This window comes from Acinetobacter sp. 197, from assembly GCF_048148385.1.
In the GTDB taxonomy this organism is placed as follows: Bacteria; Pseudomonadota; Gammaproteobacteria; order Pseudomonadales; family Moraxellaceae; genus Acinetobacter; species Acinetobacter pecorum.
The window spans coordinates 268,854-285,145 of the sequence record NZ_JAYWZK010000001.1 but is presented as its reverse complement, the minus strand read 5'-3'; the positions used below and the strand labels follow the sequence as shown (position 1 = coordinate 285,145).

The window sequence follows — 16,292 nt, the reverse complement described above, 5'->3', positions numbered from 1 at the left end:
TGATTATTAAAAAATTCTGAGACTCGATAATGACCAGCTTAACCCAACTTTCACAAGCCATTCATGATGCTCCACGCTGGCATCAGCAAGATCAATTTCAACATCCGACTGAAATCAAGATTGTACCGCAAACAGATCAGGCCTTAGGTGCAGTGGTCTATGGTCTGGATGCCCGTAAAGCACAGTCATCTGAAACCATTCTGAAATTAAAACAGGCGCTGGCCGAGCACCTGATTTTGATCTTTAAGCAGCAAAGTCTGGATGATTTACAATACTTGGCGTTTTCAACTTATTTCGGTTCCATTTTCCGCCCAGGTGCAGATACACCGGTACTGGCTGCGCAGTCAGATAGCGGTGTTCCACCCGATGTCGTTCCGGTGTCCAATGCTGTTGGTCAGGGAGATTACACCGGGCATGGTGAACTGACTCCACATGCCGATCATCAATGGACACCCCTACCTTCTTTTGGTTCCCTTCTGTATGCAATTGAACTGCCTCAGGACGGCGGTCAGACCAGCTGGATCAATACCATTAAAGCCTATGATGCACTCGATAAAGAAACCAAAGCACAAATTGATCAGCTACAACTGATTACTTACAACCCATTCGTGCGCCGTCAAAAAACTAGAGATCAGGTTGAGGATCAAGGTTATGGCAATAGCCCGCTGTATCGCTTTAAAGATCAGCCCATATTAAGTCATGCCTATCCACATCCACTGGTGCGCACTCATCCCGAATCCGGTCGTAAAGCACTTTGGCTGAATACGCATACCGAAGTTGAACTGGTCAATTATGATGATCAGGCTGGCAGCGAACTGATTGCAACATTGCGTGAGCATATTTCAAAACCTGAGTTCGCTTATGAACATCATTGGGAAGTGGGCGATATCGTGTTCTGGGACAATCAGGTGACTCTGCACTCCCGTCGTCCTTTCCCGGCTGATCAGCGCCGTTTATTGAAACGTATCAGTCTGGCAGGTAGCCGTCCATTTTAATAATAAAAACGAGAATAACGAGAAAGGTAGAACTAGCTTAAACCTTCAATAATTACAATTCATCATGTCGATCTTCCACCATTGAGACTTTGACCACCTCAATGGTTTTTTATTTTCAAGCAAAAAATTAACTTTGAATATTAGCTTTGATCCAGTCGATCTTTAACAAAACAAAGTAGCGGTTTACTTTTTCTCACTTAATCTGTCTGGTGTATTTTCCTTTTTCTGCTTAGCGTATTAGAAAATCAGCAATAAACCCCTGGAAAGAGGAAACAACAATGAATCAGCTTCAATTTTCAGATTGTGTTCAGACCTGTATGAGCTGTTCTCTCGCATGTGCCAACTGTGCCAGCGCCTGTCTTAAAGAAAAAGAGCTAGAGATGATGCGGGAATGTATCCAGCGCTGTCTGGATTGTGCAGATATTTGTCAGCTGTGTGCCCGTATGGAACAAAAGCAGTCTCCTTTCATGCATGAGATATGTGAACTTTGTGCAAAAGCATGTGACTACTGCGCAGAAGAATGTGGTCAGCACCAACATGAACATTGTCAGCAATGTGCCGAAGCATGCCGCCGTTGTGCTGAAGAATGTCGAAAAATGGCTGCCTAGCCCTCACGGTGACTGGTCAAAAGTAGCTATAAAGATTAAAAAAGAAAAACCCGCAAGATTGATCTTGCGGGTTTTTGGCTAACTTGAATGAGTCAAATTAGAATAAACGGTTCATACCATTCAGCGTTGCCACACGATAAGCTTCCGCCATAGTCGGATAGTTAAAGGTAGTTTCTACAAAGTACTTGATGGTATTGTTCGGGCTGTTCATGACTGCCTGACCAATGTGGATAATCTCAGATGCATTATTACCGAAACAATGAACACCCAAAACTTCCAGCGTTTCACGATGGAACAGAATCTTCAATTCGCCCACAGTATCACCGGTAATCTGTGCACGGGCCAGGTGACGGAACGATGCCTGACCGACTTCATATGGAATTTTCTCTTCAGTCAGCTGCTGTTCATTCTTACCAATCGAAGAAATTTCAGGAATGGTATAAATCCCGGTTGGAATATCAGTGACCGGAGCAACGTCTTTCTCACCACTCATGTTTGCACCCGCGCAACGACCTTGGTCATAGGCAGCAGAAGCCAGAGATGGCCAGCCAATCACATCACCAGCAGCATAGATATTTTCAACGTCAGTCTGATATTGATCATTTACAGTCAATTGACCACGACTGTTCGGTTTCAGGCCGACATTTTCCAGACCCAAACCATCGGTATTGCCTGAGCGGCCGTTACACCACAAAATTGCATCTGCTTTAATTTTCTTGCCACTCTGAGTATGCAGAACTACATATTCATCAGACGTTTCAAGATAATCAATCTGTTCGTTATGACGGATCAAAACACCCTGTTCACGCAAGTGATAAGACAATGCATCAGAAATTTCATCATCCAGGTAGCTGAGCAGTTTCGGCTGTGTATTGATCAGGTCAACTTTATGGCCCAGACCAATAAAGATCGATGCATATTCGCAACCAATGACACCTGCACCATAAATAATGATTTTTTGGATTGTATAATCCAGATCCAGAATTTTGTCTGAATCAAATACACGCGGGTGATTAAAATCTAGAATTTCAGGACGGTAAGGACGAGAACCGGTCGCGATCACCAACTGTTTAAACTGAATCGTTTCCTTGATGCCATCCGGGGTAAATACAAAAATGGTATTTTCATCCTGAATGTAGGCACGGCCATGGAAAATATCAATTTTATTACGATCGTAAAAACGCGAGTGTGTTTCAACCTGCTGTTGAATCACTTTATGTGCATTACGAAGCACCTGCTTCATGGTGAACTGTTTCCATTCACCTACTTTTTGAAACATTGGATCACGTTGATAACGGATGATGCTCGATACCGTCTGACGCAATGCTTTACTTGGAATCGTACCAACGTGGGTACAGTTACCACCTAGCTGTTCACGCATATCAACGATTGCAACACGCTTACCTGATTTGGCAAGTTTCATTGCCGCGCCTTCGCCCGCAGGGCCCGAACCTAGAACTACCGCATCATATTTAACGAAAGTCCCACTAACGACCTCTTTTTTACGTGGCATTCAACGCTCCTCAAAATTAAAAAATTTACTTTAATCTACCTGCTTATTATGACGTAAATCCTGTTGATTTGGTGTATTTAACTCACATATATTACTTGATAAGAACATTTATTAAATGAATAGTCCTTTTTGCCCCATTTGTAGCTAAGTCCGTTATAATAACTCGGCTATCTTTGAGTATCTCCCCCTTCAAAAACAGTGGAAAAGTTGAATATGTCTGAAAACCGTAAACCTGAACAGGGCGTCAAACTTCGCGGTGCGGAAAAAGTTGCCCGCATTCCTGTAAAAGTTGTTCCTACGGTTGAAACGCCACGCAAACCGGACTGGATCCGAGTAAAAATGGCGGCACCGGAAGAAGTTCAACGCATTAAAACCACATTACGTCAGCAAAAATTACACACGGTGTGCGAAGAAGCCGCGTGTCCAAACCTGCCTGAATGTTTTGGTGGCGGTACTGCTACCTTTATGATTATGGGGGACATCTGTACCCGTCGCTGTCCGTTCTGTGATGTAGCACATGGCCGTCCAAATGCACTCGATGCAGATGAACCGCGTCATATGGCTGAAACCATTGCCAACCTGGGTTTGAAATATGCAGTAATTACTTCCGTAGACCGTGATGATCTGCTGGATGGTGGTGCTCAGCATTTTGTAGATTGTATTAAAGAAGCACGTGCCTTAAGCCCGAATACTCTACTAGAAATTCTGGTGCCAGACTTCCGTGGCCGTATGGATATTGCGCTACGCATCATGACTGAGTGTCCACCAGATGTGTTTAACCACAATATCGAAACAGTGCCACGTCTGTATAAAGCCATGCGTCCAGGTTCTGACTATCAGCACTCTTTAAACCTGCTGAAAATGTTTAAGGAATACTGCCCAGACATTCCAACCAAATGTGGATTAATGGTAGGAATTGGTGAAACCGAAGAAGAAGTGCTTGCCCTGCTTGATGATCTGCATGCGCATGGCGTGGACTATGTAACCATTGGTCAGTATTTGCAGCCTTCCAAGGAACATGCAGCGATTGACCGCTTCGTGACACCTGAAGAATTCGAACGTTATACTAAACATGGTCAAAAACTGGGCTTCCGCAATATCTGGGCAGCGCCAATGGTTCGTTCAAGCTATTTTGCCGACCGTCAATACTATGGCGAACCTGTACCAGCAGTGCGTCGTAAGGTTGACCCTGCCAAGAAAATTGCAGTTCAGACAATTGAAGCTTAATCGGTTTAAATAGATGAAATAAAAGCCCTCTCAAGTAGAGGGCTTTTTAATATCTATAATTAAAATTTAACTCAGCGTTAAGCTGATTTTTCTCTATTAGACAAAGATTAAGTCATTACTTATCTTCACATTTCTTTGCGCGTTCTCACTTGAAGAATGAGCATTTTTCAAACAATCTCAAAAACAGATAAACAACTTAACTTATTCGTTTTAATACTTGAAAAAGATCATTCTCACACGTGCACTGCTGAAGCTATCCAAATCTCAAGTGACAAGAATGAATGAATTGTAATAACGAAATATCCATGAGGGATCTTGGCAAAGCCAGCTTGGTATAAATCTGGAGAAATATAACAATGCTATTTATATTTGCTGTACTACTGCTATTACTCAGTTTATGGGCTGTGTTCTATTTTCAGCTCTCGCGTAGTGTGGGTGCAATCACGCTAATTATTATGTCAGTAGTGTGTGCCTTTATTAGCCCGTGGTCACTTATTCTCGGTATTCCGCTCATCCTGATTAGCCTTGTAGTGATGATCGAACCTTTGCGCATGTCATTCATTTCCAAACCGGCCTATAAAACACTGGCCAATGCTATGCCGAGCATTAGTCCAACAGAACGCGAAGCACTGGATTCCGGGACCAGCTGGTGGGAAAAAGAGCTGTTCATGGGTGCACCGAATTGGGAAACCTTTAACAGCTATCCTTATCCAAAGCTGTCGCTAGAAGAGCAAGCCTTTCTGGACAATGAAGTTGAAACCTTGTGCAGCATGCTGGATGAATGGGAAATTCATGAGCAAAAAGCGCTGCCTGATCACATCTGGCAATACATCAAAGACCATGGTTTTCTGGGTCTGATTATTCCCAAAGGATACGGCGGTCGCGCCTTCAGTTCATTTGCCCAAAGCCGGGTGATGAGCAAGATTTCCTCACGCTCGCTCACCACCGCCGTAAGCTGCATGGTGCCGAACTCTCTCGGTCCGGGTGAGTTATTGCTGCATTACGGTACTGAAGAACAGAAAAACCGTTATTTGCCAGGTCTGGCGCGCGGTGAAGAAATTCCCTGTTTCGGTTTGACCAGTCCAGAAGCCGGTTCGGATGCCGGTGCGATTCCTGATACCGGTGTAGTCTGCTATGGTCAGTTTGAAGGTCAGGAAGTTCTGGGCTTGAGAATGAATTTTTCCAAACGCTGGATTACGTTAGCCCCAATCGCGACAGTCGTAGGCCTGGCCTTTAAAATGTATGACCCTGATCATCTCCTGGGTGAACAGACTGAATACGGCATTACCTGTGCCCTGCTCCCTGCCAGTCATGAAGGCGTAATAGTGGGACCACGGCATAACCCGGGACCACCATTCATGAATGGTACAGTTGAAGGTAAAGATGTCTTTATTCCACTGGACTGGATTATTGGTGGCGTCAAAAATGCCGGTAAAGGATGGCGCATGCTGATGGAATGTTTGGCAGTTGGTCGTGGCATTTCCCTACCAGCGCTGTCTACGTCTACAGCAGAAATGACTTATTTAAATGTGGGTGCTTTCTCTCGTATCCGTCAGCAATTCAAAATTTCAGTCGGTAAATTTGAGGGGGTACAGGAAGCCAATAGTGAAATCGCCAGTGATACCTATATGCTGGAAGCCTTCCGTTATCTGGTCACCTGTGGTTTGAATCAGGGCGGCAAACCTGCCGTAATGACGGCGATTGCCAAATATTATGCGACAGAAGGTATGCGTAAAGTGGTCAATCACGGTATGGATGTGGTCGGTGGCCGCGCCATTCAGATGGGTCCGCGCAACTTTCTGGCGCCTTACTATCAGGCAATTCCAGTCTCCATTACCGTTGAAGGTGCCAATATTCTTAGTCGTTCCCTGATGATTTTCGGTCAGGGTTCAATGCGTTGCCATCCTTATCTTTATGAAGAATTACAGCTTTTACAGGCTGAAGATCGGGCTGCCGCTCTAAACCCTTTCGATGACCTGCTTTTTAAACATTTGGGATACACCTTTAACCGGACTGCCCGCTCCTTTGCCTATGCCTTTACAGGTGGCTCCAGTGCTGCACCGCAAAGTGCGGTTGACTTTACCCATCCTTATTACAAAGTGATTAACCGGCTGAGTGCCAACTTTGCCCTGACCGCGGATATGTGCCTAGGATTACTCGCGGGTGATATCAAACGTAAGGAAATGCTTTCAGGTCGTCTGGCCGACATTCATGCTCACCTGTTTATTGCATCGGCAATTCTCAAGTTTTTTGAGCATAGTAAAAAAACTGAAGATGAGCGTTTACATGCACAGCTTGCGGTAGAAAAGTCTCTGTATACAGCGCAAGAAGCATTTTTTGACCTGTTTGCCAACTTTCCATCAGGTGCAGCAGCAGGTATGGTCAAACTGTTATGTTTCCCATTTGGCCGTCCGGTACAGAAACCATCAGACTATCTGAAACAACAGGTAGCGAACAGTATGATGGAAGACAATGCTTTCCGGCAGTCACTCAAAAAACATGTCTACTATAATATCAATGAAAATGATGTCACTGGCCGTATGGAATCAACTTTCAATCTGCTCCTAGAGATTGAAAAGCTCTGGGATCGCTTTAAAAAAGCTGAAAATAAAGGACAATTTAAAGGACTTAGTTTTGCTGAGCATGTAGCCGATGCACATCAACAAGGCTTTATTAATGATCAGGAAGCAGAAAAACTGCTGCACTATAATGCGCGCCGTTATGACAGCATGTTGACCGATGTATTCGATCTGCACTTGAATGAGGTATTAGAGCTTGAGAATCCGTATCTCATCAAGGAAGATGCCAAAGGAACGGATACTTCAGTGCAAACTGATCCTTCACACTCGGTATCACCTTAAATAAAACTTAGATTTAAGATGTCATAAATTCCAGAGTGAAGTCATTTTATTGCTTTACTCTGGAAGCTTTACAAGTGGCTTTTCAGCCACTTTTTTACGACTATGGCACGATAGTATTTTAGCTTAAAAGCGTTAAGCTAAAGCAATAATAAAATTGAGGATAAAGCATGTCACAACAAGATTATGAAAATGGCTTGAAAGTCCGTACCGAAGTAATGGGGGAAAGCTTTGTGCAGCGTGCTCAGGAAAATACCATGCCTTTTACCCAGCCTCTACAAGACTGGATTAATGAACATGCCTGGGGTTCGACCTGGCAACGTGAAGGTGTATTACCACGTAAATATCGTTCTTTAATTACCATTGCCTTCCTAACCGCGCAAAAAAGTCCCACTGAACTGAAAGGCCATGTGCGAGGTGCCCTAAATAACGGTGCAACGGTTGAGGAAATTCAGGAAGTGCTGCTGCATAGTCTGCCTTACTGCGGCGCACCGACAACCCAGGAAGCTTTTCGTGCTGCACTTGAAGTGATTCAGGAATATGAAGCGAATCTAGAGAAATGAATATAAGTGTATTAGAGCTCTTTCATAAATAATTCTTAATGATTAAAAATTATTTATGAAATTCCCGCTCCTCATAGGAGAGGTTCTTTATAAAAAAATCTTTCATCCTCTTGCGGAGCATACTCCTCACCCCTAAGGGAGAAGGAACATTAAATATGAATGGACAATCTTTTTCTGATTTATAAAAGAAATCTATTTGTTTAAATTGCTCAAATATCAGTTAAATTTGAAATTGCTTAGGCTATTTAAAGTAATGATCAATAAGAAAGCCGAGAGTTGTTAAATTCTCGGCTTTTCATATTTTTGATAGTAAATCTGTCGTTATGAATTTAATTCAAAATTAATAGGTTCTCTATGAATAGCAATTTATAAGAAAGACTTTAACCCCTTAATTCAATTTGCGTACGTTGTTCCAACCCTTGTACCGCAGCGGAAAAATCCAGCTGACTGGCCTGAGGCTTGGCAATCTGCTGAAACTGCTCTTGAACTAAAGACATGACTGACAAATCCAGTTGCTGTTGCTGTACCAGCTCTAAAGCAATACCGATATCTTTCTGCAATAAATCCAGCGCAAAAGTTTTGCTGAATTCACGATTTAAGACACGCTGCGCCATGATATTTTCCGACATACTGCTTTTACCACTGGAATGATTAATACAATTCAACGCACTACCCAAATCTACACCCTGCCCTTTCAGTACAGTCAACCCTTCAGCCAGTGCCCATAAATGGGTAGCCATCAACGTATTATTTACTGCTTTTACTGCAAAACCAGAACCACTTTCACCGACATATTCAATCAAGCCGGCAAAAGCATCAATTACCGGTTTAGCTTGTTCAAATGCATGCGCATTGCCCCCTACCATCACGGTTAAAGTACCTTTTTCTGCGCCAATGGTCTGACCGGAAACTGGAGCATCCAGATAATAACTTCCCTGCTGCTCCAATCGTTGTGCCAGTTTTTGGGCCAATTCTGGTACACCGCTAGTACAGTCAATCCAGATTGCACCTGGCTTGGGTGGATGTGCAGCGATTAGATTTTCGACATCCTGACTGGTGGGTAAGCAGGAAAAGATAAAGTCGGCTTGAACCGCCTGCTCAATACTGACAGCCTGAGTGGCGAAAAGTGTGGCATGCTCTACAGCTTTCTGTTCAGACCGGTTCCAGACCCAAACCGGGTGTCCGAGTTTTGGCAAATGGGAAGCCATATGCCAGCCCATTGCGCCGAGTCCTAAAAATGCAATTGTATGACTCAAAAGATACTCCTTATATTTAAGCAACCGGTTTCACTTCAATGTCCGTTGCGGTTGATGCAGATACAGGCGATTCTTTATCTTCCCCACGATTCAGGAACAGATTGAGTAAAATCGCAGCCAGAGTCGCAGTGCCAATCCCACCTAAATCAAAGCTACCAATCTGCAAGCTATAATTACCTGTACCCATAATCAGACACACTGCGCCAATAATCATTGTGCTGTTCTTGGTAAAGTCAATACGGTTATCTATCCAGATTTTGGCACCTGCAACCGTAATCAGACCGAATACTACAATCGAGGCACCGCCAAGCAAGGCCACAGGAATCGTACTGATCACCGCACCAAATTTCGGTGAAAGCCCGAGCAAGATAGCGAATATCCCGGCAAAGACAAACACAGTGGTTGTATACACTTTGGTCACTGCCATAACACCGATATTTTCAGCATAGGTGGTCATTCCCGTACCTCCCACAGAAGCGGATAAGGAAGTACAAACACCATCTGCAAAGAAACCGCGTCCCATATACGGCGACAGATTTTTACCAGTCATTGCAGATACCGCTTTAAAGTGTCCCAGATTTTCCGCAACCAGAATAATGGCCACCGGTGCAATCATCAGCATGGCATTCATTTCAAAGACGGGACTCTGGAAAGTCGGCAGACCAAACCATGCCGCTTCGCTGACTTTACTGAAATCAATCGCAGGTCCGAAGCCCATAATATTGGTGAAAAGAAAATAAAGCAGATAGGAGGACAATAAGCCGAGTAACAGCAGCAGACGGCGTACCATTCCGCGGGTAAACACGGCAATCACACTGATACAGAGAATGGTGATTAACGCCATCCAGGAATCAAACTGGTTGGCAGATACACTTTTGATCGCGACCGGTGCGAGATGCAAACCGATAATCATCACGATGACGCCCGTGACCACGGGGGGCATCAGCTTTTCAATCCAGGCTGTACCAGTTTTCATGACCAGCAAACCAATCAAGGCATAAACAATACCGCAGGCAATGGTTCCGCCAAGTGCGAGCGCAATATTGGGATTCGCGCCTACTCCTGAATAGCCGGTAACCGCTACCACGGCACCAATAAATGCAAAACTCGACCCCAGATAACTCGGCAATCGGCCGCCAGTGATCAGGAAAAATAAAATGGTGCCAATCCCGGTAATAAAAATTGTGAGATTGGGATCAAAGCCCATTAAAAGTGGCGCTAGCACGGTTGCCCCAAACATCGCAAACACATGCTGTAACCCGAGAATAATACTTTTCCCAGCGGGCAGATATTCGTCTGTCTGAACTGGTGTTGTATCGATATTGCCTTGGTAAGGCTTAAATTTTGGAAACCACGATTCTTTTTCTTGCATGGGCTTCCCCTCCTTGATTAGGACTGAATTGATTTAGCACATTTTGTGTGGCTCACAGTAAGAACGGTTAAAGTACATCAGCGCATTGCCTTGACGCTGGCCCATGGCTTTCACTTCACAGAACAGCACGTCATGACTGCCTACAGATACTTGCTGCACCACCTCACAGTCAAAACTGACCAAGGCATCCTCAAGTACAGGTGACTGGGTCAGCAACGTTTTCCAGTTCCCCTGACTGAAACGCTCTGCCATAGGTGTTTTTCCACCAAACAGATTGGATAGATGCTGCTGATGTGAAGCTAGGGTATTCACACACAACACCTGATTATTTTTAAAAGTTTCATAAACTGATGCTGAACGGTTCAGACAGACCAGCAAAGTCGGCGGCGTATCAGTCACACTACACACGGCGGATGCGGTAAATCCAGCCATGCCTGAACGACCTTGTGTAGTAATCACATTCACTGCCGCACCCAGATTGGACATACCCTGACGGAAAATCTGCTGATCGACCTGGGTAAACATTTCAGCTGCGTTTTCAGTCTTTACCACCTTATTTAGTGCACTGTTATCTGCAACTGCTTCTGTAATGATTTTAGACAATTTGGCATTCATGCTGTTCTCCTTCGCCCCAAGTCAGTTTTCAGTGACAGACTTAGGGCTGATATAGATGAAATTGAATCAGGTGGTTCGGCTTATACATGGGCAATCGAAGCAATTTCGACCAGTGCATCCGGTTTTACCAAGCCAGTCTGTACGCAATAGCGTGCCGGTTTATCTCCCGGGAAATACTCTGCATAAACGGCATTAATCGCCGCATAATCTGCCCAGTCTTTGACAAATACATGATTGAAAGTCACGTCATCCATGCTGCCACCGGCTTCTTCAATGACACGTTTGATGGTTTCCAAAATATGACGGGTCTGGGCTGCCGCATCACCGACATGCACAACGTTATTATTTTCATCAAAAGCCAGCGTGCCTGACACATAGACAATATTGTCTGCCTTGGTTGCCGGTACAAACGGTGCTAATGGTTTTGAAGTTCCTGCTGGAATAATGACTTCTTTAGGCATACTGTTTTCCTTAATCTTGATATTTAACTTCTTAAGCGCTTTGAGCTAATCCAGTTTCTTTAAGTGATTCACTTTCTTTTTGAAAGGTATCGACAAAATTTGAGGTATCCGACACCCAGCCAAAGAAGGTCTTGATGTTGTACAGGCTGGCTTCGTGGGCTTCGACTGGACCGGCCTGATGGCAGGCATCCGCCAGCGCCACGCCGAAATATTCCAGAAAGAAACCATCACGCAGCGTCGACTCCACGCAGACATTGGTGGCAATTCCGACAAAAACCAGGTTACGGATACCACGGACACGCAACATGCTGTCCAGTGCGGTATTAAAGAAACCGCTATAGCGAGGTTTTTCAATGACCAGATCTTGTGGCAGTGGCTGTAACTCATCAATCAGTTCAAAGTCCCAGCCCCCTTTGGCCAGTAATTGCCCCTGTAATTCGGGACATTTGCGCATGGTCTTTAAAGCATTGGATTTATGGAAATTCGGAGAATCCGTACCACCTGCTTCCTTATATTCTGCATCCCAGCCATTTTTAAAATAGATGACCTGAATACCGGCCGCATGCGCTGCATCGACTGCTTTCTTGATGTTTTCGACCACGGGTTTGGTCTTTGAGACATCAAAACCCGCCAGATCCAGATAGCCACCCTGCGAGGTATAAGCATTCTGCATATCAATCACAATCAGGGCAGTCTGTTCTGGTGCAAGGCAGATCGCTTCAGGTTCAGCTTTAAGCATTTTCCCGGTACCCAGTTTTTCTGTAAAACCGGCCATTACCACTGATTCACTCATGCGCTTTTCTCCAGTACAGGTGCTTCACCCTCAATCACAATATGGTCACGACATTTCATCAATGGCTGGATTTTCTGACCAAAATCTTCGACCCCTTGAATAAAATCATCAAAAGTCAGCAGCACACCTTCTGTACCCTTGATTTCGCCAATTTCATCCAACATTCGTGCCACATTTTTATAAGAACCTACCAGAGTCCCCATATTGATATTTACAGGAGATACACTAGACGCCATTTGACGGATATTGGTATCTGTACCGGAAGTCGTGTCTTTCCCGCCCTGATTCATCAACCAGTTAATCGCTTCCATGTCGGCACCATCGTTATAATGCTGCCATTTCGCTTGAGCTTCTTCGTCAGTTTCTGCCGCAATCACCATAAACAGCACATACGTCTGCACATCACGGCCAGTTAGGTCGGTTTTTTCTTTTAAGCGATCATTAATTTCTGCATAAGCCGTTGGAGTATTCAGCCCTTTACCAAAAACAAAGTTGTAGTCGGCATATTGCGCAGAAAATTCCAGACCGGCATCAGACTGACCTGCACAGATGATTTTCATATCGGCTTGTGGGCGCGGACTAACACGGCAGTCTTCCATCTGGAAATGCTCACCTTTAAAGTCGGATTTTCCGTTTGCCCAAAGCTCACGCAAAATTTGTACATATTCAGACAGATATTCATAGCGTTTGCCAAAATACTCATTGCCTGGCCACATGCCCATCTGGGTGTATTCAGGCGGCTGCCAGCCAGTCACTACATTTAGCCCAAATCGGCCATTAGAAATCGAGTCAATGGTAGATGCCATGCGCGCTACAATTGCAGGTGGCATGACTAGAGTTGCAGCTGTTGCATAAATTTGAATTTTGCTGGTAACAGCAGCAAGGCCGGCCATCAGGGTGAAAGTTTCCAGGTTATGTTCCCAGAATTCAGTCTTGCCACCAAAGCCACGCAACTTGATCATGGAAAGTGCGAAATCGAAACCATAGTGTTCAGCGCGCTGCACAATTTGTTTGTTTAACTCAAAAGTCGGCATATATTGTGGTGCATTTTCAGAGAGTAACCAGCCGTTGTTCCCAATTGGACAGAAGACACCTATTTTCATTTTCACACCTCATTATTTTTTAACACTTATTCAAAATCTTGAATCCACTACGGGAGTCTTATTTACAATATAAACATTGCAAACCGTGTGCCAACTATATTTATTCATTCTATTTCAATAACTTAATATTTATTTTTTTGAATTTTTAGTAAAATAACTATTTTTAACCATGAATCAATTTCGCTCACTATGTTTCATTCAAGTGCATTTATAAAAATTCATGCGTGTGCAGAACCTGTATAAATTCGCAGTAAAATTCCTGCTCATACCATAGAAACGATTCATTAGAAAAAATAAAAAGTCAGACCCAAGGTCTGACTTAAATAAACAGATTTATTGGCTGAAAATATCAGGCTGATTTTAAAAAATGCAGTATGTTTTGGTTGATCAGGGCAGTTTCAGTCACCGTAGAAGCATGTGCTCCCGTTTCGAGCAGGTTAAACCGGCTATGTGGCAATAACTGCTGCAGTTGTTGTGAACGTTGATATGGCACCAGAAAATCATCCCGATTGGCAATCAGATGTACAGGAACATGTTTGAGTGCCTGCTGATGCACTTCTTCTACTTGAAAAGCTTGTACTGCCTGTATACGTGCCAAGACATTTTGAATCGGTGGAAAGTCAAGGAGCTGCTTATTTTCTGCTTCGGTTAATGGGTCAATATGTGTTGAGATCCAGTGTGGTGGATATAAAAATAAAGCTTGGGCCCGAACATAGGCTTCTGCCCCGCTATTCAGCAATAAAGAAGTCCTTGCCTGAAAACATTTTTGGGTATGTGAGTCTAGTTCGCCCCAGGCATTCAACATGGTCAGACTCAGCAACCTAAATTTTTTCTCCGCCTGATAGGTTGCGAGCTGCATGCCAATATGCCCACCCAACGCATGTCCAATAAAATGAAATTCGCAAATATCCTCATTGATCAATAAATCCAGGATCTGCCGGGCCATACGATCTACGGAATAAGGCGTTGGCAAGAGTTCAGAATCCGAATGACAACCTTCCTGATCATAGGTCACTACATGAAAATTTTGCTGTAAGGCTTTAATTTGAGGATTCCAGAAGCTGGCATGTCCGCCCAAGCCGGAGGAAAGCACTACATAAGGCGCATGTGCCTGTGCTGCAGAGTGAATAAACAAAGACATAAAACTCTCATATTTGAACTATGAGATAAATACAGCAAGATATATGCCTGAATAAGACTATTTTTGAACAATTGGTAAAATTATAGCCAGTACACATTGAACCTGTAATAGAACTCCTCTACCTCAAAGCGTACGTTATAGCCCAGCTCTGTCAACTCCGCTGAAAGATGGTGGATTTCTTCCAGTGGCAGATGCTTGGGAAAAACTGTCAGTACCGCTGTATTACCCTGTCTGGCATTATCTTCAATCAATTGCGCTAAACGTGGCTTGAACATCTCAATATTTATATTTGCGACATCAGATAATATTTTGGCTTGATCAGCAGTCATAAAACTCATTGTTGTGTACTCTTTTTAATTTTATTCAATGAAATTAAATGATTTAAATCACATAAAATATTCTTGTTTTGTAATCTAAATATAAAAAGATAACCAAAAAAAAATCCCTCAACAAGAGGGATTTTTTATTTAAATTTACTGACCTGGCAAAGGAATATATTGCGAAGCACTATTTTGTGCCTTACGTTCAGTTACTACCACTTCAAGCGTCATCGGTTTACCTGCACGCTCGATTTCAATCTGGATAGTACTGTTCGGCTTTTGCAAGGCGACAAAATTAATCAAATGTGAGGCTGAGCTGATCTCTTCCTCATTCACCTTGATAATTTTATCACCACGCTTGATTCCAGCCTTAGCAGCAGGTCCATCTGGTAGCACCTCAGCGACGGTGACACCTTTTTCTTTAGGTTGCAGCACATCATCGCGTTCGGCAGGTAACAAGCTAATCCCCAACCAGCCACGAACGACACGGCCATCTTCCAGAATGGCATTCAATACCTGCTGACAGATTTTGGCCGGAATGGCAAAACCGATCCCTAGCGAACCACCAGACTGCGAGAAGATTGCGGTATTCACCCCAATTAAGTTACCGGCGACATCAATCAGTGCACCACCCGAGTTACCCGGGTTAATGGCGGCATCGGTCTGGATAAAATCTTCATAGGTATTGATACCCAGATCAGAACGGCCTGTAGCAGAAATAATGCCCTGAGTGACAGTTTGCCCTACACCGAACGGGTTACCAATGGCGAGGACAACGTCCCCGACTTCATTACCACTGAGTTTGAAAGGCAAGACAGGTAATTTATCCAGCTCGATCTTGATCACGGCAAGGTCTGTATCCGGGTCAGTCCCGACGACCTTGGCTTCAGCACGACGACCATCCTGCAAAGCCACTACAATCTGGTCGGCCTGCGCGATCACATGATTATTGGTCAGGATATAACCGTCCGGACGCACAATCACCCCTGAACCCAAGCTGTTTTCATTTGGGCTTTGTCCATACTGGTCAGGTAACTGATCGCCAAAGAATTCACGAAATACCGGATCACTCAGCAAAGGATGAGCCTGCTGCTTGACTTTTTGAGTGGTAAAAATATTCACCACAGCCGGTGCTGCCACTTTAACCGCAGCATTATAGGAGACAACGCCTCCTGTGCGCGAAATATCAATCAACGGCTCTACTTTTTCAGCAGGCATTTTGACGCCATCTGGCGCAACTGGTGCCTTTGGTTTTTGGAGTTGTTGCCACCCCAGAAAACCGATAATGACTAAAATCAGTAACACCCAAGGTAACCATGTAAAGGTGCGGCGCACGTTATTATCCTCTAAAATATTTTAATTCGTTGATGACTAAGTAATTTATATTCTATTGTAATGCTAAATACCTAACTAAACACAAAAAAATCCACAGAGATTTGTGCAGCTTTAGTTACAATCAAACCCATA

At 44.0% G+C, this 16,292-nt stretch carries 15 protein-coding genes; 5 read left to right on the top strand and 10 right to left on the bottom strand.

All coding sequences use genetic code 11. The features are described from left to right. Positions 1–29: 29 nt before the first annotated feature. Positions 30–995 (top strand): TauD/TfdA dioxygenase family protein, encoded by a 966-nt coding sequence (locus tag VXQ11_RS01320; protein ID WP_064095508.1) that lies wholly within the window; start codon positions 30–32, stop codon positions 993–995. 278 nt (positions 996–1,273) lie between these two features. Further along, the gene (locus VXQ11_RS01315; RefSeq protein WP_064095509.1) at positions 1,274–1,603 is read left to right on the top strand and encodes a four-helix bundle copper-binding protein; all 330 of its coding nucleotides are present in this window, start codon (positions 1,274–1,276) and stop codon (positions 1,601–1,603) included. A 97-nt stretch (positions 1,604–1,700) separates the two neighbouring features. On the opposite strand, the gene sthA is transcribed toward VXQ11_RS01315, so the two are convergent. Continuing rightward, positions 1,701–3,116, bottom strand: coding sequence for a Si-specific NAD(P)(+) transhydrogenase (gene sthA, locus VXQ11_RS01310; protein WP_064095510.1), 1,416 nt, complete (start codon positions 3,114–3,116; stop codon positions 1,701–1,703). Positions 3,117–3,329: 213 nt separating this feature from the next. Here sthA and lipA point away from each other — a divergent pair, with 213 nt between their 5' ends. The 3 genes from lipA (at position 3,330) to VXQ11_RS01295 (ending at position 7,764) form a co-directional block, all read left to right on the top strand. Continuing rightward, positions 3,330–4,343 carry a lipoyl synthase gene (gene lipA, locus VXQ11_RS01305; protein WP_416679953.1) on the top strand — a complete coding sequence of 338 codons (1,014 nt, stop codon included), beginning with the start codon at positions 3,330–3,332 and terminating at the stop codon, positions 4,341–4,343. Between the two features lie 356 nt (positions 4,344–4,699). Then, positions 4,700–7,204, top strand: coding sequence for an acyl-CoA dehydrogenase (locus tag VXQ11_RS01300; RefSeq protein WP_416705228.1), 2,505 nt, complete (start codon positions 4,700–4,702; stop codon positions 7,202–7,204). 167 nt (positions 7,205–7,371) lie between these two features. Next, a complete protein-coding gene (locus tag VXQ11_RS01295; RefSeq protein WP_416705227.1) occupies positions 7,372–7,764 on the top strand; it encodes a carboxymuconolactone decarboxylase family protein in 393 nt (130 codons plus the stop codon). Positions 7,765–8,144: 380 nt separating this feature from the next. Here VXQ11_RS01295 and VXQ11_RS01290 read toward each other — a convergent pair whose 3' ends face one another. From VXQ11_RS01290 to VXQ11_RS01250, 9 genes are all read right to left on the bottom strand, one after another. After that, on the bottom strand, positions 8,145–9,020 hold the full coding sequence (locus VXQ11_RS01290) for an NAD(P)-dependent oxidoreductase (protein WP_416705226.1): 876 nt from the start codon (positions 9,018–9,020) through the stop codon (positions 8,145–8,147). Positions 9,021–9,036: 16 nt separating this feature from the next. Then, positions 9,037–10,392 carry a pyrimidine utilization transport protein G gene (rutG, locus tag VXQ11_RS01285; protein WP_416679948.1) on the bottom strand — a complete coding sequence of 452 codons (1,356 nt, stop codon included), beginning with the start codon at positions 10,390–10,392 and terminating at the stop codon, positions 9,037–9,039. Positions 10,393–10,425: 33 nt separating this feature from the next. Next, positions 10,426–10,917 (bottom strand): NADH-dependent FMN reductase RutF, encoded by a 492-nt coding sequence (gene rutF / locus VXQ11_RS01280; RefSeq protein ID WP_416680037.1) that lies wholly within the window; start codon positions 10,915–10,917, stop codon positions 10,426–10,428. A gap of 170 nt (positions 10,918–11,087) precedes the next feature. Beyond that, the gene (rutC, locus tag VXQ11_RS01275) at positions 11,088–11,468 is read right to left on the bottom strand and encodes a pyrimidine utilization protein C (RefSeq protein ID WP_064095517.1); all 381 of its coding nucleotides are present in this window, start codon (positions 11,466–11,468) and stop codon (positions 11,088–11,090) included. A 31-nt stretch (positions 11,469–11,499) separates the two neighbouring features. Next, on the bottom strand, positions 11,500–12,261 hold the full coding sequence (gene rutB, locus VXQ11_RS01270) for a pyrimidine utilization protein B (RefSeq protein ID WP_416705225.1): 762 nt from the start codon (positions 12,259–12,261) through the stop codon (positions 11,500–11,502). After that, entirely contained in the window at positions 12,258–13,364 is a 1,107-nt protein-coding gene (rutA, locus tag VXQ11_RS01265; RefSeq protein ID WP_144724757.1) for a pyrimidine utilization protein A, read from the bottom strand. Before rutA ends, rutB begins: the two co-directional genes overlap by 4 nt. A gap of 349 nt (positions 13,365–13,713) precedes the next feature. Continuing rightward, complete coding sequence (rutD, locus tag VXQ11_RS01260) at positions 13,714–14,505, bottom strand: pyrimidine utilization protein D (RefSeq protein WP_416679946.1); 792 nt, start codon at positions 14,503–14,505, stop codon at positions 13,714–13,716. 80 nt (positions 14,506–14,585) lie between these two features. Beyond that, positions 14,586–14,843 carry a hypothetical protein gene (locus VXQ11_RS01255; protein ID WP_064095521.1) on the bottom strand — a complete coding sequence of 86 codons (258 nt, stop codon included), beginning with the start codon at positions 14,841–14,843 and terminating at the stop codon, positions 14,586–14,588. 135 nt (positions 14,844–14,978) lie between these two features. Next, positions 14,979–16,160, bottom strand: coding sequence for a S1C family serine protease (locus VXQ11_RS01250; protein WP_064095522.1), 1,182 nt, complete (start codon positions 16,158–16,160; stop codon positions 14,979–14,981). Positions 16,161–16,292 lie beyond the last annotated feature (132 nt).